At 61.0% G+C, this 23638-nt stretch carries 17 protein-coding genes and 6 pseudogenes; 6 read left to right on the forward strand and 17 right to left on the reverse strand.

Going from position 1 to position 23638, the window contains the following annotated elements:
- Positions 1-38 precede the first annotated feature (38 nt).
- The 3 genes and pseudogenes from ku (ACZ9DP_RS10665) to ligD (ACZ9DP_RS10675) all read left to right on the forward strand — a co-directional run.
- A pseudogene (gene ku, locus ACZ9DP_RS10665) lies at positions 39-662 on the forward strand (non-homologous end joining protein Ku); the annotation flags it as partial.
- Between the two features lie 14 nt (positions 663-676).
- On the forward strand, positions 677-1495 hold the full coding sequence (gene ku / locus ACZ9DP_RS10670) for a non-homologous end joining protein Ku (RefSeq protein ID WP_476201592.1): 819 nt from the start codon (positions 677-679) through the stop codon (positions 1493-1495).
- A gap of 4 nt (positions 1496-1499) precedes the next feature.
- A pseudogene (ligD, locus tag ACZ9DP_RS10675) lies at positions 1500-2548 on the forward strand (non-homologous end-joining DNA ligase).
- A gap of 285 nt (positions 2549-2833) precedes the next feature.
- Here the strand turns inward: ligD (ACZ9DP_RS10675) and ligD (ACZ9DP_RS10680) are convergent.
- From ligD (ACZ9DP_RS10680) to ACZ9DP_RS10705, 6 genes and pseudogenes are all read right to left on the reverse strand, one after another.
- Positions 2834-5477, reverse strand: a pseudogene (gene ligD / locus ACZ9DP_RS10680) (DNA ligase D).
- A gap of 171 nt (positions 5478-5648) precedes the next feature.
- Positions 5649-5816: pseudogene (locus ACZ9DP_RS10685) on the reverse strand (DUF982 domain-containing protein); the annotation flags it as partial.
- 124 nt (positions 5817-5940) lie between these two features.
- Positions 5941-6516, reverse strand: a complete 576-nt coding sequence (locus ACZ9DP_RS10690) for an alpha-ketoglutarate-dependent dioxygenase AlkB (RefSeq protein ID WP_194731538.1) — start codon at positions 6514-6516, stop codon at positions 5941-5943.
- A gap of 21 nt (positions 6517-6537) precedes the next feature.
- A complete protein-coding gene (locus ACZ9DP_RS10695) occupies positions 6538-6732 on the reverse strand; it encodes a hypothetical protein (RefSeq protein WP_074073013.1) in 195 nt (64 codons plus the stop codon).
- An 11-nt stretch (positions 6733-6743) separates the two neighbouring features.
- Positions 6744-7041, reverse strand: a pseudogene (gene rpsU, locus ACZ9DP_RS10700) (30S ribosomal protein S21).
- Positions 7042-7053: 12 nt separating this feature from the next.
- Positions 7054-7206, reverse strand: a complete 153-nt coding sequence (locus ACZ9DP_RS10705; protein WP_194731539.1) for a hypothetical protein — start codon at positions 7204-7206, stop codon at positions 7054-7056.
- Positions 7207-7405: 199 nt separating this feature from the next.
- Here ACZ9DP_RS10705 and ACZ9DP_RS10710 point away from each other — a divergent pair, with 199 nt between their 5' ends.
- Positions 7406-7726: a nuclear transport factor 2 family protein gene (locus ACZ9DP_RS10710; RefSeq protein ID WP_476201594.1), complete on the forward strand. Its 321-nt coding sequence runs from the start codon at positions 7406-7408 to the stop codon at positions 7724-7726.
- 425 nt (positions 7727-8151) lie between these two features.
- On the opposite strand, the gene ACZ9DP_RS10715 is transcribed toward ACZ9DP_RS10710, so the two are convergent.
- From ACZ9DP_RS10715 to ACZ9DP_RS10760, 10 genes and pseudogenes are all read right to left on the reverse strand, one after another.
- A complete protein-coding gene (locus ACZ9DP_RS10715) occupies positions 8152-9777 on the reverse strand; it encodes a GMC family oxidoreductase (RefSeq protein WP_194731540.1) in 1626 nt (541 codons plus the stop codon).
- Positions 9774-11304: pseudogene (locus ACZ9DP_RS10720) on the reverse strand (FGGY-family carbohydrate kinase). The gene ACZ9DP_RS10715 and the pseudogene ACZ9DP_RS10720 overlap by 4 nt, the downstream one beginning before the upstream one ends.
- Positions 11305-11338: 34 nt before the next feature.
- Positions 11339-12181 (reverse strand): class I fructose-bisphosphate aldolase, encoded by an 843-nt coding sequence (locus ACZ9DP_RS10725; protein ID WP_194731542.1) that lies wholly within the window; start codon positions 12179-12181, stop codon positions 11339-11341.
- Positions 12154-13902, reverse strand: a complete 1749-nt coding sequence (locus ACZ9DP_RS10730) for a glycerol-3-phosphate dehydrogenase/oxidase (RefSeq protein WP_476201596.1) — start codon at positions 13900-13902, stop codon at positions 12154-12156. Before ACZ9DP_RS10730 ends, ACZ9DP_RS10725 begins: the two co-directional genes overlap by 28 nt.
- A gap of 12 nt (positions 13903-13914) precedes the next feature.
- Entirely contained in the window at positions 13915-14910 is a 996-nt protein-coding gene (locus tag ACZ9DP_RS10735; protein WP_476201597.1) for an aldo/keto reductase, read from the reverse strand.
- Complete coding sequence (locus ACZ9DP_RS10740; protein WP_074071410.1) at positions 14907-15914, reverse strand: sugar-binding transcriptional regulator; 1008 nt, start codon at positions 15912-15914, stop codon at positions 14907-14909. Before ACZ9DP_RS10740 ends, ACZ9DP_RS10735 begins: the two co-directional genes overlap by 4 nt.
- 1 nt (position 15915) lies before the next feature.
- Positions 15916-16905, reverse strand: coding sequence for an ABC transporter permease (locus ACZ9DP_RS10745; protein ID WP_476201599.1), 990 nt, complete (start codon positions 16903-16905; stop codon positions 15916-15918).
- 22 nt (positions 16906-16927) lie between these two features.
- Positions 16928-18454, reverse strand: coding sequence for a sugar ABC transporter ATP-binding protein (locus ACZ9DP_RS10750; RefSeq protein ID WP_476201600.1), 1527 nt, complete (start codon positions 18452-18454; stop codon positions 16928-16930).
- Between the two features lie 63 nt (positions 18455-18517).
- Entirely contained in the window at positions 18518-19546 is a 1029-nt protein-coding gene (locus tag ACZ9DP_RS10755) for a substrate-binding domain-containing protein (protein WP_283073506.1), read from the reverse strand.
- 557 nt (positions 19547-20103) lie between these two features.
- Entirely contained in the window at positions 20104-20250 is a 147-nt protein-coding gene (locus ACZ9DP_RS10760; RefSeq protein ID WP_074071407.1) for a DUF1127 domain-containing protein, read from the reverse strand.
- Positions 20251-20612: 362 nt separating this feature from the next.
- Between ACZ9DP_RS10760 and ACZ9DP_RS10765 the strand changes: the two genes are divergently transcribed.
- A complete protein-coding gene (locus ACZ9DP_RS10765) occupies positions 20613-20855 on the forward strand; it encodes a hypothetical protein (RefSeq protein ID WP_040114960.1) in 243 nt (80 codons plus the stop codon).
- 4 nt (positions 20856-20859) lie between these two features.
- Positions 20860-21186, forward strand: a complete 327-nt coding sequence (locus ACZ9DP_RS10770) for a DUF2934 domain-containing protein (RefSeq protein WP_083635933.1) — start codon at positions 20860-20862, stop codon at positions 21184-21186.
- A 387-nt stretch (positions 21187-21573) separates the two neighbouring features.
- Here ACZ9DP_RS10770 and ACZ9DP_RS10775 read toward each other — a convergent pair whose 3' ends face one another.
- Positions 21574-22788: a peroxidase family protein gene (locus ACZ9DP_RS10775; protein WP_476202259.1), complete on the reverse strand. Its 1215-nt coding sequence runs from the start codon at positions 22786-22788 to the stop codon at positions 21574-21576.
- Positions 22789-23638: the final 850 nt, after the last annotated feature.

A 23638-nucleotide genomic window follows, 5' to 3' on the forward strand; every position in this document is an offset into this window, starting at 1 on the left:
AGCCATCATCGTATAAATGGCTGAGGGTGATCGCGCCGCGATTACTCCATGTCGAGGCATTCATTCCTTGCGACGAGGTCGACGACGTCTATTTCGACAAACCGTATTATCTTGCGCCCGACAAAATGGGCAACGATGCGTACAAGCTCCTGCGCGACGGCATGAAAAAAGCCAAGGTCGCCGCAATCGCTCGCACGGTCCTGTTCCGGCGCCTGCGCACCGTACTTATCCGACCGCACGGCAAGGGCCTGATTGGATCGACGTTGAACTACGACTACGAGGTGCGTTCATCCGAAAAGGCGTTCGAGGAGATGCCGGACCTGAAGATTGAAGGCGAGATGCTGGAGCTGGCAAAGCACATTATCAACACCAAGAAGGGTGAGTTCGACCCGAAACAGTTCGACGACCGCTACGAGGAGGCGGTGGCCGAGCTCGTGAAAGCAAAGATGGAAGGCCGCACGCTGCCGAAGAAGAAGGCACCCCCAGCATCCAAACCGGGCGATCTTCTGCAGGCCCTGCGTGAAAGTGCCGGAATGTCCACGCCTGCCAAGAGCAAACGCACCGCGGCCAACGCCACCGCCGGCAAAGGCCGGCAACAAGCCAGTCGGGCCGCCGCATCCAAGGCCCGCAGCACTGGTGCCCACCAGCGCCGTGCTGGCTGATCGAAGAGGACACCATGGCTCTCCGTCCTTACTGGAAAGGCTATCTGAAGCTTTCGCTGGTTACCTGCCCGGTACAGATGATGCCGGCCACGTCGGAAAACGAAAAGGTGCGCTTCCACACGCTGAACCGGCAAACCCAGCATCGCGTCGTGAGCCACTATGTCGATTCCGTCACCGGCAAGGAGGTGAAGGACGAAGACGAAGTCAAAGGTTACCAAAAAGGCGAGAACGACTATGTCATTCTCGAAGACGAGGAACTCGAAAATGTTGCACTCGAGAGCACCAAAACCATAGACATCGAGGTGTTCGCGCCGCGCGATAGTGTTGGATGGATCTGGCTCGACACGCCTTACTACCTGTCGCCGGACGATCCTGTCGGCCAGGAAGCCTTCTCGGTCATTCGCGACGCCATGGCGGCCGAGAATATGGTCGGTATTTCCAGACTTGTCATCTCGCGGCGGGAACGCGCCGTCATGCTTGAGCCGCGCGGTAAGGGCATCGTGCTCTGGACGCTGCGTTACGGGGATGAGGTCCGCGACGCCGAGACCTACTTCGAGAAGATCGATGACGAGATGACCGACAATGAGTTGATGCCCCTGGTCCAGCAACTCATCAAAAAGCAGACACAACCCTGGAACCCGAAGATGGCCTCCGACCCTGTCCAGGATAAGCTCCTCGACATCATCGAGGCGAAGAAGAAGCTGATGAAGAAACCCGCCAGGGCAAAGCCGAAAGGCAAGGACAAGGAAGAGCCGGCGCCAACCAACGTCATCAACATCATGGATGCATTGCGCAAATCGGTCGAAGCTGAAAACCGCTCGGAGCGGCAGTAGCCTCATGACGCGCCCGCGCCGACCCTCTTTGCCATTTCTCGACGTGTCTCATTCGGCGCTGCAGTCTCGTCCAATCCGCAAGCGCGATCCTGAGCAGCCGAGCCTGCCTTTCGATCCGATGCCGCAGCGCGTGGAACCCTGCCTCGCGCTGCTGAAGAGCGTGGCTCCGCTGGGACCGGATTGGCTTTACGAGGTGAAGTGGGACGGTTCCCGGCTCGCGATTCATATCGAACCAAAGGGTGTGAGCATCATTACCACGGCGGCCATGACTGGACCCGCCGCTTTCCCTCGATCGCCGCGGCGGCAAAAGACCTCGGGGTGACGACCGCCATTCTCGACGGCGAGGCCGTTGTTCTCGACGATCAGGGCCGGTCGGACTTTGGCGCCTTGCAGCGTTCGCTCGGAGGTCGGGTCGGCAAACGGATCTCGACCGAGTCCATCCTCTACGCCTTCGATCTTCTCTATCTCGACGGATACGATCTCACTCGCACCGAGCTTGCCGTGCGCCGGCGCCTTCTTGAAGATCTGATACCAGAAGGCGGCAATGGGACGATCCGCCTTTCCGAAGCGATAGAACTGCCAGCCGAAGATCTCCTTGAGCACGCATGCCAGGTCGGCCTGGAAGGGATCATAGCCAAGCATCGGGATCAGCCTTACCGGAGCGGTCGGACTGGCGACTGGCTGAAGATCAAGTGCGTCCAGAGTGAAAGCTTCATGGTCGTCGGCTATGAACAATCGGCATCAGCGTGCGGCGGCATCGGCAGTCTGCTATTGGCCGGCAAGAAGGGCTTCGACCGGGTTTATGTCGGGTCGGTCGGCACCGGTTTCACCAGGAGCGATGCCGAGTATTTGAAATAGGCGCTCGATCAGCTGAGAACGAACACGCCGGTGGTTCCGCTTAAGGGCAAGCGCTTCGTCTTCGCGCAGCCGACACTGATCGTCGAGATCGAATTTCGCGGCTGGACGCATGACCGCAATCTACGACACGCTTCCTACAAGGGGCTTCGGGAGGTCCAGGACAACGCGGCCGTCTTCGATGTGACGGATTGGTGATGGGAATAGATCACACCGTCGGCGCGCCGGAACAGGCGATCCGCGCTTCGCGGAACCTGTTCACGCGAAAGGCGTCGAGACGATCGAGGCAGCGATTGCTTCCCTGGAGGAGAGCGGCTTCGGCACGTCAATGATGAGGTGGCGCCACTTCTCAAGCGCGAGCTGGATGCCAGCATGAAATCATCGGCTACGGCGATAAGCCAGCCGTCGTGCGCTTTGGCATGACGGCAACTCAGGCCATGACCATCGCAATACGATCCGCATCAGAGCTATTGCAGATGCCGCTCATGCGGCGGCTCTTGTCTTGCCCAGACGCTTAATCGCCTGCTCCAGCGGCCGCTGGGCATCACAATAGCCCTGCCAAGCCGATGTCTTTGCGAGCAGAACCGGCACAGTCCTGACCGTGAACCGCTTCGGATCGAGGTCGGATTTGACCTGCGTCCATGTCAGCGGCATCGAGACGGTGGCGCCCGCTCGGGCCCGTGGTGACAATGGTGCAACCGCCGTCGCCATGCGGTCATTGCGCAAATAGTCGAGAAAGATCCGGCCGTTCCTCAAGCTCTTGGTCATCTTGATCAGATAGAGTTCGGGATGGTCGCGCGCCATCTGCTGGCAGACAGCATGCGCAAACCCTTTCGCCTCCGACCAGGAGAGCGGCTTGCGCTTGTTGATGGCAAGCGGAGTGACCACATGAAGGCCCTTGCCGCCAGTTGTCTTACAGAAACTGATCAGGTCCAGTTCCTCAAGCCTGTCACGCATCTCGCGGGCTGCTGAAACGACTGTAGAAAAGGGTACGTCCGGACCAGGATCGAGGTCGAAGACGAGCCGTCCCGGCACTTCCGGCTGCTGCGGCTCGCAATTCCAAGGATGCAGTTCAACAGCACCGATCTGAGCGACGGCAGCCAAACCCTCGATCCGGTCGATTTGCAGGTAAGGCTTCTTGTCACCGAAGACCTTTACTAGTTCGAGAAGGCTCGAGGTGCCAGGCATGGCATGTCGCTGGAAAAACTGCTCGCCACCGATCCCGTCGGGAGCGCGGATAATGGAGCAGGGCCGCCCCTTGATGTGCTCGATCATCCAGGAGCCGACGGCTTCGTAATAACGGGCCAGCTCTTCCTTGGTGACGGGTCCCTTGTCGCTGGCATCCGGCCACAGCGGCTTGTCCGGGTTGGAGATCAGCACACCCATCACTTCCGCCTTAACACCCTTCCGCCGCGTTGACCTGGCCGCCGGAACTAGCAGCGCCGGCCCGGGCACGTCGGTTTTCGAAGGCTTCGCCGGCCGTTCGGCCTCGACTTCCTTGGCCGGCTTGTCATCGCGCAGTCCCTTAAAAGCAGCTTGGCGGACAAGACCGTCGGCGGTCCAGCCTGCGAATTCGATTTCCGCTACGAGTTCGGGCTTCAGCCAAGTGACCTCCGCCCCCTTCTTCGGCGCGCCGATGCCAGTAAAGGGCGATTTCGTCGTCTCGAGCGCCTTCAACTTCGCAAGGAGCGTTTCCACTTTCTTCGCGCCGTATCCGGTACCGACGCGGCCGACATAGACGAAGTTGTCGCCGTGGTAGACGCCGACCAACAAGGATCTGAACTTGCCATTCGTCTTGGCATAAGCCCCGAGCACGACCTCGTGGCCGGCCCGACATTTGGATTTGGCCCAGGTTTCGGTTCGGCCGGATTGATACGGCGCGTCCACCTGCTTTGAGATGATGCCTTCCAGCGACAGTTTGCAGGCAGATCTGAGGACCGCGTCGCCGCCAGTCTCGAAATGCTCGACAAACCGGATGCGGGGATTATTGCCTGCCTCGGCCAGCAGGCTCTGCAACCGCGCCTTCCGATCTACAACTGACAGAGATCGCAAATCCTCACCACCGTCGTAAAGAAGATCGAATGCGAAGTAGACGAGATCGCCGGCTTTGCCTTCCGAAAGCGCCGCTTGCAGGGCTGCGAAATCGGGCGCACCATTCTCGTCGAGGGCGCAGATCTCACCATCGATAATCGAATCGGGCAGTGCAGATGCCGCCTCGCCTATTTCGCGATATTTGGCTGTCCAGTCGAGGCCCTTGCGGGTCTTCAGTGTCGCCTCACCGTCCAGCACGCGCATCTGGATCCGGTAACCGTCGAACTTGATCTCGTGGATCCAGCCCTTGCCCACGGGAGGGCGCTCCAGGGTCTGACAGAGCTGTGGCGCGATGAAGTCAGGCAGGTCGACAGGCGAAACCGACGCCTTGCCGGCTCGCACATCCGATTTTCGCTCGTCAGCGGCCAGCCCTTGATGGCTGTCCCAGACCGCATCAGCCTGAACGTCGCCTCCCGCGACGATGAATGGTTTTGGGCTTGCGCCCTTTGCCAGCGGCGATCATCTCCATTGTTCGGCCGGAGGCGACCGATGTGTCATTGTCCTCCAGGATCGCCGCGCCATTCTCCTCGACCGAGAACGCGTCATGGTGCTTGATCAGCAGCCAGTTGGTTCGCTTACCACGTTCGCGATCGTTGCCCATGCGCACCAGCACGAAGCCGCCATGCAGGCGTTTGCCTTCGAGGGTGAATTTGAAATCGCCCTTTTCCAGAGCTTGCTTCGGGCTCTTCTTTCCTTCCGGCTTCCAATAGCCGCGGTCCCATAGCATCACAGTACCGCCGCCATACTGGCCTTTCGGGATCGTCCCTTCGAAATCGCCATAATCGAGCGGGTGGTCCTCCACCTCGACCGCTAACCGCTTGTCGTGCGGGTCGAGAGACGGGCCTTTCGTGACGGCCCAGGACTTGAAGACCCCATCGAACTCGAGCCTCAGATCGTAGTGAAGGCGGGTCGCGTCGTGTTTCTGGATGACGAAACGAGAGCGATTGCTGCGCGCAATGCGCCCTTCACCGCTCGGCTCAGCAGTCCTTTGAAAATCGCGCTTCGATCGATAGGTCGATAGTTTGTCACTGGCCATGGTTGTTCCCGCAAACAGCGTCCGACAGCGAAATGCTGGTTGGCAGCTGGAAGTTCCATGATGGCGTTCCTCCAGCCGATCATCGGAAAACAGGAAGCTTGTACCAGGCCTCGTCTCTTCGGAGACGAGGCCATCGCTGATGCTCTAGATAATGGCTACACGTGCTGGCCGGGCACCCCGGCACGTCTTCACCGCGCGTTCATGGCGCTCTCCGTGGCGCAGTGGCCATTCGTTTTTGAGAAAATCCAACGCGTCGTAAGCGCCTGTGAAGGTCCGCTCCAAACCGCATTGCAGCCGAATCCTTACCGGCCGGGTCCATGGAACATCGTTGAGCGGCATCTTTTCCTCCTTTCATGCCACCAATGATCCTGACGAAATGATATTGGGAGTTGTCTCCGACTGTTCAAGACCGTAAGGCCAACCAGATCATCGCGCCGTTGTTCAGGGAATCTGCACGGTTCCGTCAACCGATCTCCCGGAAGGTAATGGAATAGCGAAGCTGCCCGACAGGCGGGATGGAGTGCTCCCATTCGCTCCGGGCGGGACCCGACAGCAGGTAGACGGAGCCCGGCTCGGCAATCACCGAGACACGCTCCCAGTTCGGGCCGGCGGGGCGCCTCAACCTGAAAGTACATGGCGATAGCAATGAGACACCGACGACCCTGCCGAACACTTTTTTGTCCTTATGCCAGCCGATCGGCGCGCCCGGCGCATATTCGGTGATCAGCGCCTGTTGCAATCCATCGGGTTCGATACCGGCGAAATCTGCCGCAAGGGTGCGCACGGGCAAAAGGAACGGCGGAACGTCGTCAATGCGCCTCACCCGCTCCCTATCGAAGTCATACTTCCAGCCATAGGAGATGACCTTTCGTTTGCCCTCAAAGCCATGAAAGTCGAAGGGTTTCAGCGGCAATTGTCTTATCTCTCGAAGCAGATCCGACTGGACCGCCTCGGGAACGACGGCGGGTTGATAGCGGAAGCCCTGCGGCAATCGCGTCTCCGCTTCAGCAAACAGGTCTCCTTGCGGCGAAATGCTCATGGTCAGTTCCTCGCCGGCGTGTCAGTGGACACGCGGCGTTTTGACGACTGCGGCGAAATCTTCTGCCACCAGTTCGCTGATCGCAATCAGGACTTCCTCGGCCGAGAAGCCAGAAGCGATCGTAGTGCGGATCAGATCCTGCAGATCAGGCTCGACGACATCGCGGCAATCGTCGAGCCGCTCGTCCGAGATTGTTATGCTGTGCAATTCTTCCATCGTTCGACCTTTCAAGGTTTCGGCTGCCGGCTGTTCAATGTGCCAGCGGGCCAAAATAATTTACGGGCAGACGCTCGGCGCACGGCGATAGGCAGAAGGCCCTCGCGCTGCATCTTCTTGCAGACTGCCTTTTGCCATCTGGCAATCACCTGGGCTCGTTCGCGAACCCGACGTTCCGACGGTTTCTCGTAAGCGCGGCGTTCCTTTATCTCGAGGAACAGGCCTTCGCGCTGTATATCTTTTCACCGCGCGGCTGGCCTGTTCGACATCTCTCTGACGATGACCTGCATCTGCTTCTTCCCCTATCATTGTGGTTTATGTTCAGCCGAGTTGCTTGGCAATGATCGCCTCCAGTTCCCTGCGCGTTAGAAGGCAGGGGTACGGCTTCCAGTTGTTGTCCGGCCGAGCGACGACGTCACCGCGCTCGCGCGGCTTCATGACCGCAGGCGCGGTAGCGATGCTTGTCTTGTTCAATCGAGTACCTTAGCAGTACAGGCGGCCACACCTCGGCCGCCCTTTTGACACGCGGATTGTCGACCTCATCAGGAGCAAGCCGCGCGGTATGGGATATGTGGGTGATTGCCAAAAGATAAGAGGTGCCCGTCTGCATTACAAGGCGGTGCACAGCCGCGGACATAGATGGGTGAATGGAGGCGCTCAACCCTGCGCGTCGTTGACCACGATAGCTCGCAATGGCAGAGAAGCGGTTTCAACGGCAGCCACGCTCCGAGGAAGAAGCGTTTCGCTGGGGGACGAATATCTCGGTGCGATCGCAGCCGGGCAGATCAAATATCGCGCCTGGGAAGCGGGTGACATCGCGGTCCGCCTCTGCAGCTTCGCGGCGGTGATACGCTACCGCGCACGCCTCGAAGTCGTATTCAACGGGCATCCCGTTCCGCCCGGAGACTACTGGCACACCGACGCTTACGAGCATCGCGACGGCGTCTGGACGGTCGTCTGGTCGCAGGCAACAGCCATCAGCCGCCAAATCTAACCACACAGGAGCGCCTTTGACATGAGTGGAGGTCATGCCGTGCGCCGTCGTGCGCTTGAAAGAGACGCATCAATCGGATCCATTCCCGTCGAACCGCAGACGTGATGACGCTCAATGGCGAGCGCCCTTTCTGGGAAAAAGGTCCCCATTCTTTATGCGATGACGAAGACGACAGAGAGGGGTCGGTTGCCGGAGAACCCGCGAGGCTAGATCAAGTCTCGGTCTTAAGCTCATGGGTGGACTCGTCAAGTGATGGTCCATGGCGGCTGATCTGCCGCACAATCACCAGCACAACACAAAAACTGGCTCGCCTCTCGTAGAATCGCTCTGCTGCACAGATTAGGCGCCTTAAACGGATCAGAACTGGAGCCTCGCTCACTGCGATTGAACGCGAACGTCAGCGCTGGCACATTTTCAATTAATGCTCACAACCGCTTCAGAATGATTTCCGAAGCCTTCTCCGCGATCATAATCACCGGTGAGTTCGTGTTGCCGGAGACAATCGTCGGCATGATAGAGGCGTCGACGATACGCAATCTATCGATCCCGTGCACGTTCAGCGTCGGATCCACCACCGCCAAAGTGTCATTCCCCATCTTGCATGTGCCGACTGGGTGAAAAATGGTCGTCGCGATGTCGCCCGCCCTGCGGATCAAATCCTCGTCGCTGTCGTGCTCCCGACCGGGAAGGATTTCCTGCGGCCGGAAGCGCGCGAGCACCTTCGTTTTCATAAGGCTGCGGGCGTGGCGGATGGACCGTGCCGCCAAAATCCGGTCGCCGGCGGTGGAGAGATAATTCGGGCGGATTTCTGGCGGCAGCGCCGCGTCGCGCGTCGTCACATGCACCGTGCCGCGGCTTTCGGGCCGGAGATTGCAGACGGACACCGTTACAGCCGGATAGCGATGGAGCGGTTCGCCAAGCCGATCGGTGCTGAGCGGTTGGACATGGTACTCGAGATCGGCCGTCGCGACGGCCGGATCACTCTTGGCAAAGATACCGAGCTGGCTGGGCGCCATGGAGAGCGGGCCGGACCGGCTGATGGCATATTGCAAACCCATGCCGACGCGGCTGAAGAGACTGTGATAGAGCTGGTTCAGTGTGCGCGCGCCTTCAATCTTGAAAACCGTGCGGATCTGAAGGTGGTCCTGAAGGTTTTCTCCGACACCCGGAAGGTCGTGGTGGACGGGAATGCCGTTGGCCGAGAGCACCTCCGGCCGGCCGACGCCGGACAACTCCAGGATCTTCGGAGAGTTGATCGCGCCAGCCGACAGCACGACTTCTCGGGATGCGCGAGCGAAACAGAGGCGGCCGCGATGCTGGAAGCGCACGCCGGTGACCGTCTTTCCGTTGAATTCAAGTCGTTCAGTTTCGGCGCCTGTGAGCAGGCGCAGATTCGTGCGTTTCATCGCCGGCCGCAGGAAGGCTTTTGTTGTGTTCCAGCGCACCCCGCCGCGCTGGTTGACCTCGAAATAACCCGAACCTTCGTTGACACCGTCGTTGAAGTCGCCGGTCTTCGGAATGCCGAGTTCTTCCGCCGCGTCGCGAAAGGCGTCGAGGATCGGCCAGGAGAGACGCTGGCGCTCGACGCGCCATTCGCCGCCGGCGCCGTGCGTGGCGGACTTGCCACGATAGTTATCTTCTGACTTCAAGAAGTAGGGCAGTACGTCGTCCCAGCCCCAGCCCACATTGCCGGCCTGCCGCCAGCCGTCGTAGTCGGCGGCTTGCCCGCGCATATAGATCATGCCGTTGATCGACGAGCAGCCCCCAAGCAGCTTGCCGCGCGGATAGTTCAGCGCGCGGCCGTTGAGGCCGGCTTCCGCGGCCGTCTTCATCATCCAGTCGGTACGCGGGTTGCCCATGCAATAGAGATAGCCAATCGGCACATGGACCCAATGGTAGCGATCCGAGCCGCCGGCTTCGAGCAGCAGGACCCGGTTCTTCGGATCGGCGGACAGCCGGTTTGCCAGGACGCATCCGGCCGAGCCGGCACCCACGACAATGAAATCGTAGCTGCCTTCGTCCACCGGCATTTCAGTGCTATGCATGGTCATGCCGCAGCTCCCGCCACCTGGCCTTTGGTTGCCGAAAGCCGCCGCCAGAGGGGGGTCATCGCTTCTGCAATATCCTTGTAGAGCGCATAGCGCCCTGTTGTAGTGCGCCGTCAGCGCATCGTTCGGCTCGTAGTGCCGTTCGACCCGCACCATGGCATTCGCCCCTTCCGTGAAATCTGCAAAGAGGCCGACGCCCGTTCCCGCCGCAATCGCCGCGCCCAACGCGCCTGTTTCCCGCGAGACAGCGACGGAAACCGGCATACCCAGCAGGTCGGCGAATATCTGCGGCCAGAGGCGGCTGCGCGATCCGCCGCCCGACAGCACGGCCTCGTCGAAGATGGCGCCCGCCTTGCGGATCGTCTCGATGTGCTGACGATGCCCGAAGGCCACGCCCTCCAGAAGCGCGCGAACCAGGTGCCCCTTGCCATGCCAGCCCGCAACTCCATAAAAGCCCGCCCGCGCATGGCCGTCCTGCTGGGCACCGTAGAGATAGGGATGGTAGAGTGGATCGTCGGACGCAGGCTCGATCGCAGCCGCCAAAGCGCAGCAGGCGTCGAAGGGCGATACGCCATCCTGATGTTCCCCCTCGAAGAATTCCCGCACCAGCCATTCGAGATTGGCCGCCGAGGTCGCGCTGTTTTCCATCGCCATGTAACGGCTGCGGTCGAAGGTCGCGGACATGAAGACCGGCCCGTCGAGGGCGGGGCGATCGATGATCACCTGGTTGATGCTCCAGGTGCCTGCGATGATCGAGGCGCTGCCGGTGCGCGAGACGCCCGAGCCGAGGGCTGAGGCGACGACGTCGAACAGCCCGCCGATGACTGGCGTGCCGGCTGCAAGCCCGGTTTGCGCTGCGACCTCTTCAGTCACGGTGCCAGCGATGTCGGCGCTTTCGATGAGCGGCGGCAGCAGGTCCATGCAGTCAGCCAGCCCATAGGCAGCCATCAGCGTCCGGTCGTACCGGCGGACGGCGAGATCGAGAAGGCCGGCGCCGGACATGTCCGAGACCTCGCTGACGCGACGGCCGGTCAGACGGTTGACGACGAAATCCTTGCAGAAGAACACCGTGCCGATGCGCTCGAAGAGCTCCGGCCTGTGACGCTTCAGCCAAGCAAGAAGCGTTGGCGTCTGCGAGGGCCAGGGGCGCTGGCGGCCGATCGGATAGGTCCGGTCGCCCACGCCTTCCGCCGCCCATTCTTCGACGAGACCTATCGCCCGCGTGTCGAGCGACTGGATGGCGAGGAACGGTTCGCCGTTCCGGTCGAGCGCATAAAGCCCGTTGCCATGGCCGGCACAGCCGATTGCGGCGATATCGGTCGCCGCGATGCCCGCCTTGTCCAGACAGGTGCGGATGACGCGCTTGGCATGGGCCCAGAGCTCGCCGAGATCGCGCTCGACATGGCCGGGGTATGGCATGCGGCTGTGGCCCTCCTCCCCCGCATGCGCCAGTTCCTGGCCCGTCCGGTCGAAGATCACCGCCTTGATGACGGTGTTGCCGGCGTCGATCCCTAAAAGATAGTCTCCCATTCGCAACCCCTCCCAGGTTCGGTTGGTTACGCCTTCACCCCTGCTGATAGAGCGCGAAGGCGTCCTCGCTGCTCGCATCCTCGTGCACGATCGCCATGAGCCCGCGCACGACGGCGCTCGGATTGGCATGTTGGTAGATGTTGCGCCCATAGACCATGCCCACCGCGCCTTGCCGCATCAAGGCCGCGGACTTGGCGAACACGGCGCGCAGGTCTTCCTTGCCGCCGCCGCGCACCAGAACCGGGCAGCGCGCAGCCTCGACCACGCGGTGAAAATCTTCCGCATTCGTCGTCGGGTCCGCCTTGACTATGTCCGCGCCCATCTCGCGGGCAAGCCGCGTCAGCGTGACGATCTTGTCGGCATCGCCATCGACCATGTAGCCGCCGCGTTCGGTGACCGGCTGCATGACGAGCGGCTCGATCATCAGCGGCACGCCGTACTTTTCGCAGTCTGCCCGTACGCGAGAAATGTTCTGCACGCACTGGCGGAAGAGATCCGGCTCGTCCGGCAGCATGAAGAGGTTGACCACCACGCAGGCGGCATCCATCTGCAACGCGCCGATCAGCGGCTCCGCCTCGTTCTGCAACACCGCCCACATGTCGCGATGGCGGATCCGGTTATAGGGGTTGCCCATGTCGATGCGCATGACGAGCGCCGGCTTCTCCTTGCCGGCAATGTCCTGCAGCAGGTCGGCTTGGCCGTAGTTCATCTGGATCGCATCCGGCTTCGCATCGACCAGCGCGTTGACGATGGCCGGCATGTTCTCGAGTCCATCGAGGAAGGACGGTTCGTTGCACACGCCGTGATCGATCGCCACGTCCAGGCAACGGCCGTTGCCGAACAGCCGGTTCATCCGGATCTTGCGGTTGTCTCGCATGGTTCACTCCTTTGTTTGTTCCTTGCGGAAAGGATTGCCTCCGCGACGCCGTGGCGCTCGCGCATGAGGGTGAGAAAACGGGTGCGCTCTTCGGCCTTGCGCTGTACTGGCCAGCCTTTCTCGTCGGCGAGGAGGTCGAGCGCGATCTCGGCCATGTCGAGGGAAAGCTCACCGGTGATGGCAAGTGTCGTGCGCCGGAGGAGCAGGTCGTCCAGATGCTCGACCGCCTCCGTGCGGATGAGATGCAGGAGCTCCCGGGCGCTGTAGCCGGCATGAGGCAAGAGGTTGTCCGGCCCCGCGGCGGTGAAGCGGGCGACGGCCTTCGCATCTGTGCCATAGCGCTCGAAAAGCGTTGCGGCGCGATCGAGGGAAAGGCCTGTCGATTCCGACAGGTCCCGAATCCAGCCGCTACGGTCTACCGGAAATGCCCGTCCGCCGCCGAAAGTGCGGTCCGCCGTGTCGAGGCGGCGGTTCCGGTCAAGCCGTTCCAACGCCATATCCGCGGCGAGTTCGCCGAAGGAGCGGAAGGTCGTCCACTTGCCGCCGATCATGCAGAGCACTGGCGGCCCGCCGTCGCGGCCTTCGAGAACGGTGCAGTAATGGTCACGCGGGATGCGGCCGGTGAAGCTGTCATTGCTTGCCGGCAGCGGGCGCACGCCTGCGAACTGGAAGACGATCTCTTCCGGGCGGATGCGGACACCCGGCAACACGAAGGCGAGCGATTGCAGGATATAGTCCCGCTCGTCGGCCTCGCAGCGCACCGTTCCGGGGTCGTCCACGCGGATATCCGTTGAGCCGACGAGCACCTTGCCGAGATAAGGAAAGAGGATGCAGATGCGCCCGTCCTCGTTCTCGTAATAGATCATGTGGCCATCGAGCATGTCGCGAAGCCCCGCATGGTCGATGATGAGGTGCGAGCCCTTCGTGCCGCCGATCAGCGGCGCGGGACGAGCTGCCTCAGGAAAGAGCGCGCCATTGGCGATGTCAATCCAGCCGCCGGTCGCGTTGACGACCAGTGACGGCTTGATTGCCAAGGTTTCGCCCGAAATCCCGTCGTGCAGCAGAAACGCCCCGGCCGGTGCATGCTCGATCGTCGCATAGTTCAAGGCGCCGGCGCTCGGGCCGGCCAAGAGCCCATCAAGCAGGAGCTCAATGCCGATGCGCTCCGGGTGACTGACCCAGGCATCATAATAGGTGGCGGAGTTGCGGATCGCCGGATTGAGCGCCGGCCATTTCGAAAGCGTGCTCCTGCGACCGCGAAACTGATGGCGCGGCATCAGGGCGCGCTTGCGCGTCAGGAAGTCGTAGATGCTCAGTCCAGCCTTGATGGCGACGCTGCCGCGGCGGCTCGGCCGACGGGTGAGCCCCAGAAAGCGCACGATGCCGTTTGCCAGCCCGGAAAAGATATCGAAGATCGGCACCATGGTCGGCAGCGGGGCGACATAGTGAGGGGCATTGCGCAGCAACCGGTCGCGCTCGACGAGCGATTCCTGCACGAGGTTGAACTCACCGTTTTCCAGGTAGCGCAGACCGCCATGCACCATGCGCGAGAGCCCGGCGCTGGCCCCGGAGCAATAGTCGCCCTTTTCCACGATGAGCACGTTGACGCCCTGCAGCGCCAGCTCGCGGAACACGCTGAGACCGTTGATGCCGCCGCCAAGGACGCACACGTCCACCTTCGGGCTTCGGCGAAGCCCGTCCAATGTCTGTTCGCGGTTCATCATGACAATCCGTTATCCGTCCATGTTGGCCAGCTTCGCCGATAGGGCGGCGTCGATAGCCGCGAGATCTTGCGGGGACAGCCGAAGCGTGCCGGCCCGGGCATTGTCGAGTGACTGTGCCGGGTTACGCGCGCCGCAAAGGGCAAAAGTCACACCTGGCTGCGCCAGTGTCCAGGCGATCACCGTCTGGGCGATGCTCGCATCGTGACGCTCCGCGACGGGCCGGATCGCGTCGGAGAAATCGCGGGCCTTCTGCCGGTTGGCGACGGAAAAGCGCGGATTGTCCTTGCGCTGATCGTCGCCGGAGAAGATCCGGTCCGGCCCGATGCTGCCCGAAAGTAGCCCGAGCGCCAACGAGGAATAACTGAGCGTCGATACGCCGTTTGCAACGCTGAGCGGCAAAAGGTCCGCCTCGATCTCTCGATCGATCATGCTGTACCGCTCCTGGATCGCGTCAAGCGAGCCAGTGGCTATGTACTGCTCAAGCGCGGACCGTTTGACATTGCTGGCGCCGATGGCGCGGATCTTGCCGGCCCGCTGCAGTTCCTCCAGCGCCGCGACGGTCTCCTCGACCGGCGTCGTCACGTCCTGCCAATGGGTGATGTAGAGGTCGATATAATCCGTGCCGAGCCGGCGCAGGCTGTCCTCCACTTCATGGACGATCGAATCCCCGCCGAGATAGCGGTGAACCGCCTTACCGTCCTGGTCGAAGAAGTGATTGCCCTTATGCGTGTGCCAGACGAGGCCACATTTCGTGGCGATCACTGCCTTGTCACGCCGGCCGGCAAGCGCCTTGCCGACAATTTCCTCTGAGCGGCCGAGCCCGTAGGCGGGCGCCGTATCGATCAGGGTTACGCCGGCTTCGAGCGAGGCCTGAATGGCGGCGATGGATTGCGCCTCGTCGGTTCCTCCCCACATCCAACCGCCGATCGCCCAGGTGCCGAGCCCAACGGCCGACGCCTTGACGCCGGAGCACCCGATCTCGCGGATCAGTTGTTCGCCGCTCATGCCGAAACCCCTTCCGTGGATGCAATTTCAAGAATGCGTGTCCCGGTCGCCTCGTCGGTGACAAGCGTGTCGAGATGGTTGCCGCGCAGGACGCTGAGGATCGGGCCCGCCTTGTTCGGGCCGCTGGCGACGCCGATCTTCAGCGGGATCGAGGCGAATTCCGCCAGGGTAAGCGACACCAGCGAACGATTGAGGCTGTAGTCGCAGACCCGGCCCTGGTCATCGAGCAGATGGGCAAGCAATTCGCAGCTTGCGCCCGAGCGCTCGATCGCCACCCGATCAGTACTCGAGGAGGGATGCAGGTCGTAATAGCTGGAGTCGTCCGTTAGGATCGAGCCGATGCCGACCACCGCCACCTTCGCCTCGCGCGCACGTTTGAAGACGTCGGCGACAGAGCGCATGTTGATCAGCATCGCCCGCTGCTCGGCATCGTCGGCGAAGAGGGGCGCGTGGATCTGGTAGGAATGACCCCCGAGCCGGTCGGCCATCAGGGTCGAAACATGGTTGACGTCGGTATAGTGCTTGCCCTGGACGCAGCCCGTTGCCGGAATGACCTCGACATCAAAACGGCGCGGCGGCTGCAGACCGGCGACGACGGCGCTCACCCCTTTGCCGCCAGTGATGCAGATTGTGTCGCCGTCGCCGAGCTCCTCCATCAGTAGGCGAGCCGCCGCCTCCCCGACTGCCTGGAGCGCGGTCTGCGGATTGTCGGAGACGGTCGGGACCACGATCGCGCGGCTGATGCCGCCAAGTGCCAGAAGCCGCTCCTCCATGTCGACCAGCGGCTCGACCGGAGACTTGATCTTGATCTCGACGAGGCCGAGCTGACGGCCGCGTTTGATGAGGCGGTTGACGGTGGCTTGCGAGATGCCGAGCTGGCCGGCGATCTGTGCCTGCGTCAGGCCCTCCATAAAGTGAAGGACGAGCGCCTGGTGCATCTGGCGGGCGATGACAATCTCCTCGCGCGGTACTGTCGTCTTGGGTTTCAATTTCGCAATTGGCATGTCAGGCAGCTTTCTGCTTGTGCAGGAAATGGTCGATCGAAACGGCAGCGAGCAGAATGCACCCCTTGATCATGTCCTGCCAATAGACTGAAACATCGAGCAGGATCAGAGAGCTGGTGACGACAGATAGAAGTGCGATGCCGAGGATGGCGCCGAGTATCGTGCCGGAGCCGCCGTTGAGCGAGGCGCCGCCGATCACCGCCGCAGCGATGATGTTGAGTTCCATGCCAACGCCGAAGGTGGGGGTCGCCGCGCCGAAGCGGGACATGTAGATGACGCCTGCGACACCGGCGAGCGTGGAGCAGAGCACCGTCACCCAGAATTTCACCTGATTGGTCTTGATGCCGGAGTAGAGCGCGGCCTTCTCGTTGCTGCCCGTATAGAAGACTTTGCGGAAGGCGGTGGCCCGGCGCAGCAGGAAATCGAACAGGATGACGACGGCGACGAAGATCAAGATGACGTAGGGTACGCCGTAAAACGTGCCCTGCCCCACCGCCTTGAAGCCCGCCGGCAGCGTGAAGAGCGAGAGCGGCGTGCCCTTTGTGATAATGAGGCAAAGGCCTCGCACGATCACCATTGCCGCAAGCGAGGTGATGAAGTGGTTGAGACCCACGACCGTCACAAAGAAGCCCATTATGCCACCGATCGTGCTGCTCGCGACGACGCCGATGAGCGAGGCCGTCCACGGGTCGAGCCCGGCGAGGAAGAGCGAGCCCGAGAGCACCATCGCGAAGCAGACCACGGAGCCGACCGCGAGGTCGATGCCGCCGACGATGAGCAGGATCGTCATGCCCACGACAACGATGCCTTCAACGGAAAAGCTCATCAGCATGGCGCGGAAATTGCCAAGCGTCAGGAAGTGCGGCGAGGCAAAGCTCATGATCACGCAGAGCGCGAGGATGATCGCGATCAGCCCCGCCTCGCGCATTGTGCCGATGCGTTTGAAGGACGCTGTCTTCGGTGCGCCTGTCGCCAACGTGTCGATTGCCATTCCCGTCTCTCCCACTTTGTCCTCACGCGGCATGGCTCGCCGCCTTTGCCGTGCCCACCCCCGAAGCGAGGCGAATCACGGCCTCCTCCGTCATCTCGTCGACGCCGAGCTCGCCGGCGATGCGCCCCTCCCGGACGACAAGCACGCGGTCACATAGCCCGAGGAGCTCCGGCATTTCCGAAGAGATAACGATGATGCCGATGCCCGACCGCGCAAGCTCACGTAGTAGGCGGTGAATTTCGGTTTTCGCGCCGACATCGATGCCGCGCGTCGGTTCGTCCATCAGGATGACCTTTGGCTTCACCGCAAGCTGCTTGGCGAGCGCAACCTTCTGCTGGTTGCCGCCGGAGAGCGATTTGACCGGCGCCTCAATGCCGCCCATGCGCACCCCAAGCCGGCGCGCGAAATTCTCTGCCAGTGCGGCTTCCGCGCGACGGTTGAGCAGACCGATCGGATTGGTCAGCGACTTAAGGTCCAGTACGGAGATGTTCTGTGCGATGGACATCTCTAAAAACACGCCCGACCCCTTGCGGTCCTCGGAGAGATAGACGATGCCGGCCTTTACGGCATCGGAATAGGCGCGGATCGACTGCGCCTTGCCATGCAGGCGAACCGTGCCCGCCGAGCGCGATTTGAGCCCGCAGATGCCTTCGGCGATTTCCGTGCGGCCGGAGCCGATGAGGCCGCCGATCCCGAGGATCTCGCCCTTGCGCAGGTCGAAGCTCACATCATGGAACCGCTCGCCGTCACCGATATTGTCGGCCTCGAGGATCGCCTCCCCGGACGCGTCGTCCGCACGGAGCTTGTCCGGATAGAGCTGCGTGATCTCGCGCCCCACCATGCGGCGCACCACGTCGTCGGGCGTGATGTCGGCGATGTGGTCGGTACACACGTAGCGGCCGTCGCGGAACACGGTAACCCGGTCGCACAGGCTGAAAATCTCCGCCATTCGATGGCTGATATAGATGATCGAAATGCCGTTCGCCTTAAGGTCGCGGATGATTGCAAAAAGCTGCCGCGTCTCGGTTTCGGTCAGCGCCGCGGTAGGCTCGTCCAGGATCAGTACGCGGCAGTCGAGCGTCAGAGCCTTGGCGATCTCGACGAGTTGCTGGCTGGAAATCGGCAGGTCCGCGACCTTGCGGCGGACGTCGATCGCGGCGAGACGATCCATGACGGCCTGTGCATCGCGCTCCAGCGCTCGATAGTTCATGAAGGGAGCACGGCGGCGGTTGGTCGCCGCCATGAACATGTTTTCGGCCACGGTCGCATCCGGGCAGAGGGCGATTTCCTGATGCACGAGCCCGATGCCGAGCGATTGGGCGGCGGCAGGGGAGGATATGCGCACGACCTTGCCGTCTACGCGAGTTTCGCCTTCGCTCGGCTGCAGCACGCCGGCGATAATGTTCATCAGCGTCGATTTGCCGGCACCGTTCTCGCCACAGAGCGCATGGACTTCGCCGCGCTCCAGCGTGAAATCGACGTCGGTCAACGCCTTCACCGCCCCGAAATGCTTGGTCACGCCATGAATGCTGAGCACCGGCTCTGTCATCGTCTTCTCCCTCTCCATCACGACCATCCGCACTCAAGGGTGCGGATGGCGATCTTCAGAAGCTTATTCCTCGATACCCTTCGTGCCGCGGCGCTTCAGGTACTTGTCCCAGTAGAAGTCGTCGGCGTTTTTCGCCGTCACAATAGACAGGCCGTTATCGACGACCGGGATGCTCATTGGGTTGAATCCGGAGCGCTTGGCGTCGTTCATCGGGTCGATCAGTTCCGGATGCTCGGCGAACCACAGCAGCATGAAGCCCATATAGCCCTGCATGCCCTGGTTCGGATTGATCGAGCCGAAGACTTCACCGGCCTTGATCATGTCGAGGATGTTGGCGTTGACATCTGCGCACATGACGAGGACCTTGCCGCCGCTTTCCTTGTTTGCCTGTGCGGCGCCGATCGCCGAGTTCGCTTCGGGCATGAAGACCGCGCCGAGGTTCGGATTGGCCTGGATAAGGCTCGAAAGCCCCTGATAAGCCTTGGTCGGGTCCTGGTTGGAAGCAGCGCGGCCGACGAGCTTCATGTCCGGCCACTTCTCTTCCATACGGGCTATGAAGGCGGCGATACGCTTGTCGTGGTTGTCCTGGCCCGGATTTTCGAGAACCGCATATTCACCCTTGCCGCCCATCTTCTCGGCGATCGCGTCGGCGGCATAGGTGCCCTCGCGGGTGTTGTCCGAGGTGATGAAGGAGACGCGCTTGGAAAGCGGCGAGTCGGCCGCAAACGTGACGACCGCCGTACCTTGGTCGATCGCGCGGTTGATTGGCTCGATGAAGGGATCGGAATTCATCGGATGAACGAGAATGCCGGCCGGGTTCTGTGCCAACGCCTGGTCGAAGGTGGCGATCTGCTTGTTGACGTCATATTCCGGCGTGCCGGTATATTCCGTCTCACAGCCGAGCTGCTGGCCGGCCTGCTTGAACATTTCATAGACGGGGAACCAGTATTCCACGCCCGACACCATGACGTTCATGACGTATTTTTCGCCCGGCTTGCAGCGGAACGGGTTTTCCGTTTCGGCGGCCGCGGAACCGGCAAAGAGCGTCGACGCAAGGACCGCCATCGCGGTCGTGCTGAAAAAAGTGCGCAAGTGTCCTCCTCGGGGCCAAAGCCCCTCCCAAAAAAAGCCCGAAGGGCGCCAGAGCGGCGCCGGTGATCGCAGTGATGACCGGATTTCCTCCTCGAAGTCCGGTAGGGGTAACTAAACGCAATGCGCCGCGCCTGTCAATATAATTCATCTCGTGAATTATAATTCACATACGCTACCATCGCTACGCGGTGCTCAAGCAGAGCCCAGAAACGAAAAAGCCTGCCGCGGGAGGAGGTGCGGCAGGCTTTCTCAAAAAAACCGAACAGCGACTGGGAGGAGGAGTGCCGCCGTTCCTACAGACGTCCCTTGGGAGGAGGAGTGGGCCGCCTGAAACACGAAGCTCTGCGGGAGGAGATGCAATTGCTTCGTTGAGAGAGATCATACGCGATCGCTCGGCGGTTGATAGGCTTTATGTTGCACTGCAGCTATGCAAGAAACACAAGCCACCAGGCTCGCGACCGGCAAAAGCCCTAGGAGAATATGGTAACATGAAAATTGACGCGAAAACGCCCGCATGAGCGGGCGTCGGCAGTGTCGTCGAGCTTGGAGCAGCGCTATCAGCGAGCGATCGATGCCCGGGCGATGCTACGAATATCGGCGCGGTCGATGCCGAGATCCTGCAATTCACGGCTGGACATCCGGCCAAGTTCGGAAACGGTCTGGCGGAACTTGCGCCAGTTGTTGAAAGAGCGTGCCACGTTCATGATAAATCCCCTTTCCCGAGGGCTGTCTGACGTCAGCAACCGTGCTTGGGCTCTGGCGTCGTTTCGATGATTGGAATATAGGTGTTTCAATCGTTTTAAAACAGCAACAATCCGTCACCGCAGCTATGCGTCTGCCGCATATGGTCCGGAGTTCTTGCGACGATCGCCATTGGCTCGCTCTTTAAGCAGACGCCTGAATGGCATCTACCCGCCGATCTTAAAAGCCGCATCCCGCAAACGCCTCATTGGACGCGATCAGGAACTTTGTCCGGACCACCTCGGGAGTATCCGCATCGGCCGGTAAAATACTGAGGAACCGACACCCCTCCCCGCCAGTTCTCCTTTTATGAAAGGAAAACTCAATGGCAAATGAACTCGAAGCCGGCTTTACCGGATCGCCAGTTGAAAAACCTGAGGGCATCCGGAAAGTCGCATCTGACACGGCATCCGCAATCAAGCGGGAGGCCAACGCTGTCGCAGTCGGCGTGACAGACCATCCGCAGGCCGCAAGCTCACTCATCCTCGGTATTGGAGCGGCAGCCTTCGGCATTGGCTACCTGCTGGGCAGGTCGTCCGTCTCCACCAGAAATCGGTATTGGAGGTAAAGACATGGCAGGAGAGCAAAATGACGCTCGATCGCAGAGTATTGATGAATATGGAGGACGGCATGGCTCCATCCACGAAGACGAAGTGCGGAGACGAGCTCATGCCATTTGGGAGCGAGAAGGACGACCTGAGGGTCGTCAGGAAGATCACTGGATCCAGGCGAAGGGGGAGATCGAACGGGAGGCCGGGGAAATCGAAGGCGACGACCTTCCAAGTTTGGACGCCCTGAGAGAAGCCGCACGCGAACATACCGACGCGTTCCTAGTTGCAACCGACCTTGAAGATGCCGATCAGCGCGAGGCCGCGCCCGGCACCCGTGAGCAACCCTGATCATGGCAAAAGGAAAGAGAAGATGACGAAGACCGTGACAACAATTGCGGCCGCCTGCGGCATCCTGCTTTCACTCTCCGCCTGCGGTAACACGATCCGCGGCATGGGTTCGTGACACCGATCGTTCCGGGCAACACCCAATCCGATCCTTAGAACCGATGCTCAGCCTTCGGTTTCCATTCCGGCGCAAAGCCGATACCAAGATCGGCGACACCAGCGGACGGGACGCCGTCAGCACGCCGGGTAGACGGTATCGATCCTGATTTGTCAAACGGTCGTGCCGGCCACGGCCGGCGGCAGCCTTGGCTCGTCTCGGTGATTTGCCAAAGCAGCAAGTATGTCTCTTTGCCTCGCCGCGATGCGGCGAGGCAGCAGTCTCAAGAGCCCCTACTGCATAACCGCGGCGAACTGCATCCACTTGGCGATCGAGTCGATCGGTGCGTTGTCCGGCATCTTGAGAGGGCTCTGATCGGGCGTGAACCCGCGCGAAAGGGCCGAGTCGGGATCGGCAAGTAGCACGCCCACGAATGTCAATGCCACGAGACAGCTGCCAACTTCGCCCAATCGGTTTCCACCTGCAGCCTCGGCTTCGGCAAGAATGTAGAACCAGAGGGGTGTGCGTTCGTGGAAGCGCGACGCGGTGCTGGCGAGGAAGTTCTGCAAATCGGGCTTCGTGGCAAACAGGGCTGAGACATCTTGGATCGGCGAGGACTCCACTGCGCCGATTTGTTTGAGATGCTTGTGTAGCGCCTGGCCCGTCGGAAGCCTGAGATTGTAGCCTCGACGAAGGTTCCTCCTTGCCAGGTTCTTGAACAACGCCTTGAGCTGTTGATCGCCCTGGTCTTCGCCTTCCTTGAACATCGTATGCAATGGCGGAGCGAGTTCCGTGTCGATCTTTCTGGCAAGACGGGCCGGCTCCCCGTCGCTCCCGTCGTGGGGATCGACCCCTGTAAAGCGCGCCCAGTCGATTATCCAGTTCTTGGGCAGCTTCTTCTCGTCATCCAGCCTGCCGCCGCCGCCGGTGAATTCGAAAAGCAACCGCAAGGTGGCGCGCGGTAGAAAACCAGTGCCCGGTCGCCCAAAGTTCTTGTTGTAGTCATAGAAGGCTCTCACCATGGAATGACCGAACCGATAAGCCGCCGCGGAGAATTCTAACGGCAAGGCATTTCCAAGTCGGGTATTCTGCCTTCGGGCATCGAATTCGGCTCTAAACTTGAAGAAATGAGATGCCCGATCGTTGACGACGCGGTCCACCACAACCGGGTCGCACACGCCCTTGAGATATCCATCAACGATCAGCCACTGATAATGGAGTCTGGTTAGAGCCTGCGCTGAGCTGAAATCGGCGATCCAGCCCGTGTCGTGCGACGCAAGGTAATCGATGGCCTTGTTGTGGAACCGAAGAAAGCTCAGATGGAACTGCGCAACGACGAGATTTTCGTCGTTGCGATTATCCCCGATTATCGCGCGCTGGGGCAACGTATCGGAGAATTTCTGAAACGCCTCAGGGTTCATCGCCGCCTGAGCCAGACGTAAAGCCGCTTCCCGGACAGACGACTGGACCTGGCCATACCGAGGCAGGTCTCGATGTTGGTCGAGCATGTCGGGCAAAGGCCCCGGTTCGATCGCTGTTCCGACACGCATTTTGTCTTTCAGCGTGGGGTGGCGAAGACCAGAAATCACTTTGACAACGTCTGCATCTATTCCGTCACCGACGGCAGATCCGCCGTAGACACTATCAAGATCGAAGCGGGGCGAGCGGGCGTTCCTGAACTGGCTCTCCACTGTCGACGAGGCGACAGGCGGGTGTGCGTTGACCATGCTCGAAATTGCCCCTTCGCGATCGGTTCGGGCTGTCAGCTCGTGATCCAGGAATTGCCCCCAATATGTGAAAACCGGCGGGAGCGTAGAATCTTCAGTCGGGTCCTCACTCGTCGGCGTAGCGACAACGTCGATCAACATTGCGCCCAGTTCATCGAGTTCCCCCACCGTCTCCGCCGTGCTGGGCAAGTAATTCTCGGGCGCATCCAGTGGCGGTACGAAATAGCCGAAGTCCGCCTCTTCGTCGACCGCGACGTCACCTGTCGCTGGCGGCCCGGCGCGAAGGCTTGAGATAGAAACGGTGCGCTTTTGCTCTGTACCCCCGTGTGATTGAAAAACGATTGCCATTGGCAACACCCTCCGTTTTCCAGCCCGCGGGATAATTCGTACAGCCAGAAGGCGAAGTCAATTAATCATATAGGGCTATTATTCGCCTTAAAGTTGGTAAACACAGTGTAAACTGGCGCACGTGGTGTTTGGATTCCGAGCACTTGTCAACGCGGCCATAATTGTCGTGAGCGCTAGCCCCTTAGGACACTCGGTCAACGCCAGCGCCGCAGTTCGTATACCTTGCACGTCGATCGCCAGAAACAACGCCGCCCACTTCTGAGGCGGCGCTCAGGCATCGCTT

It is taken from the genome of Rhizobium sp. USDA 4016 (genome assembly GCF_056279705.1).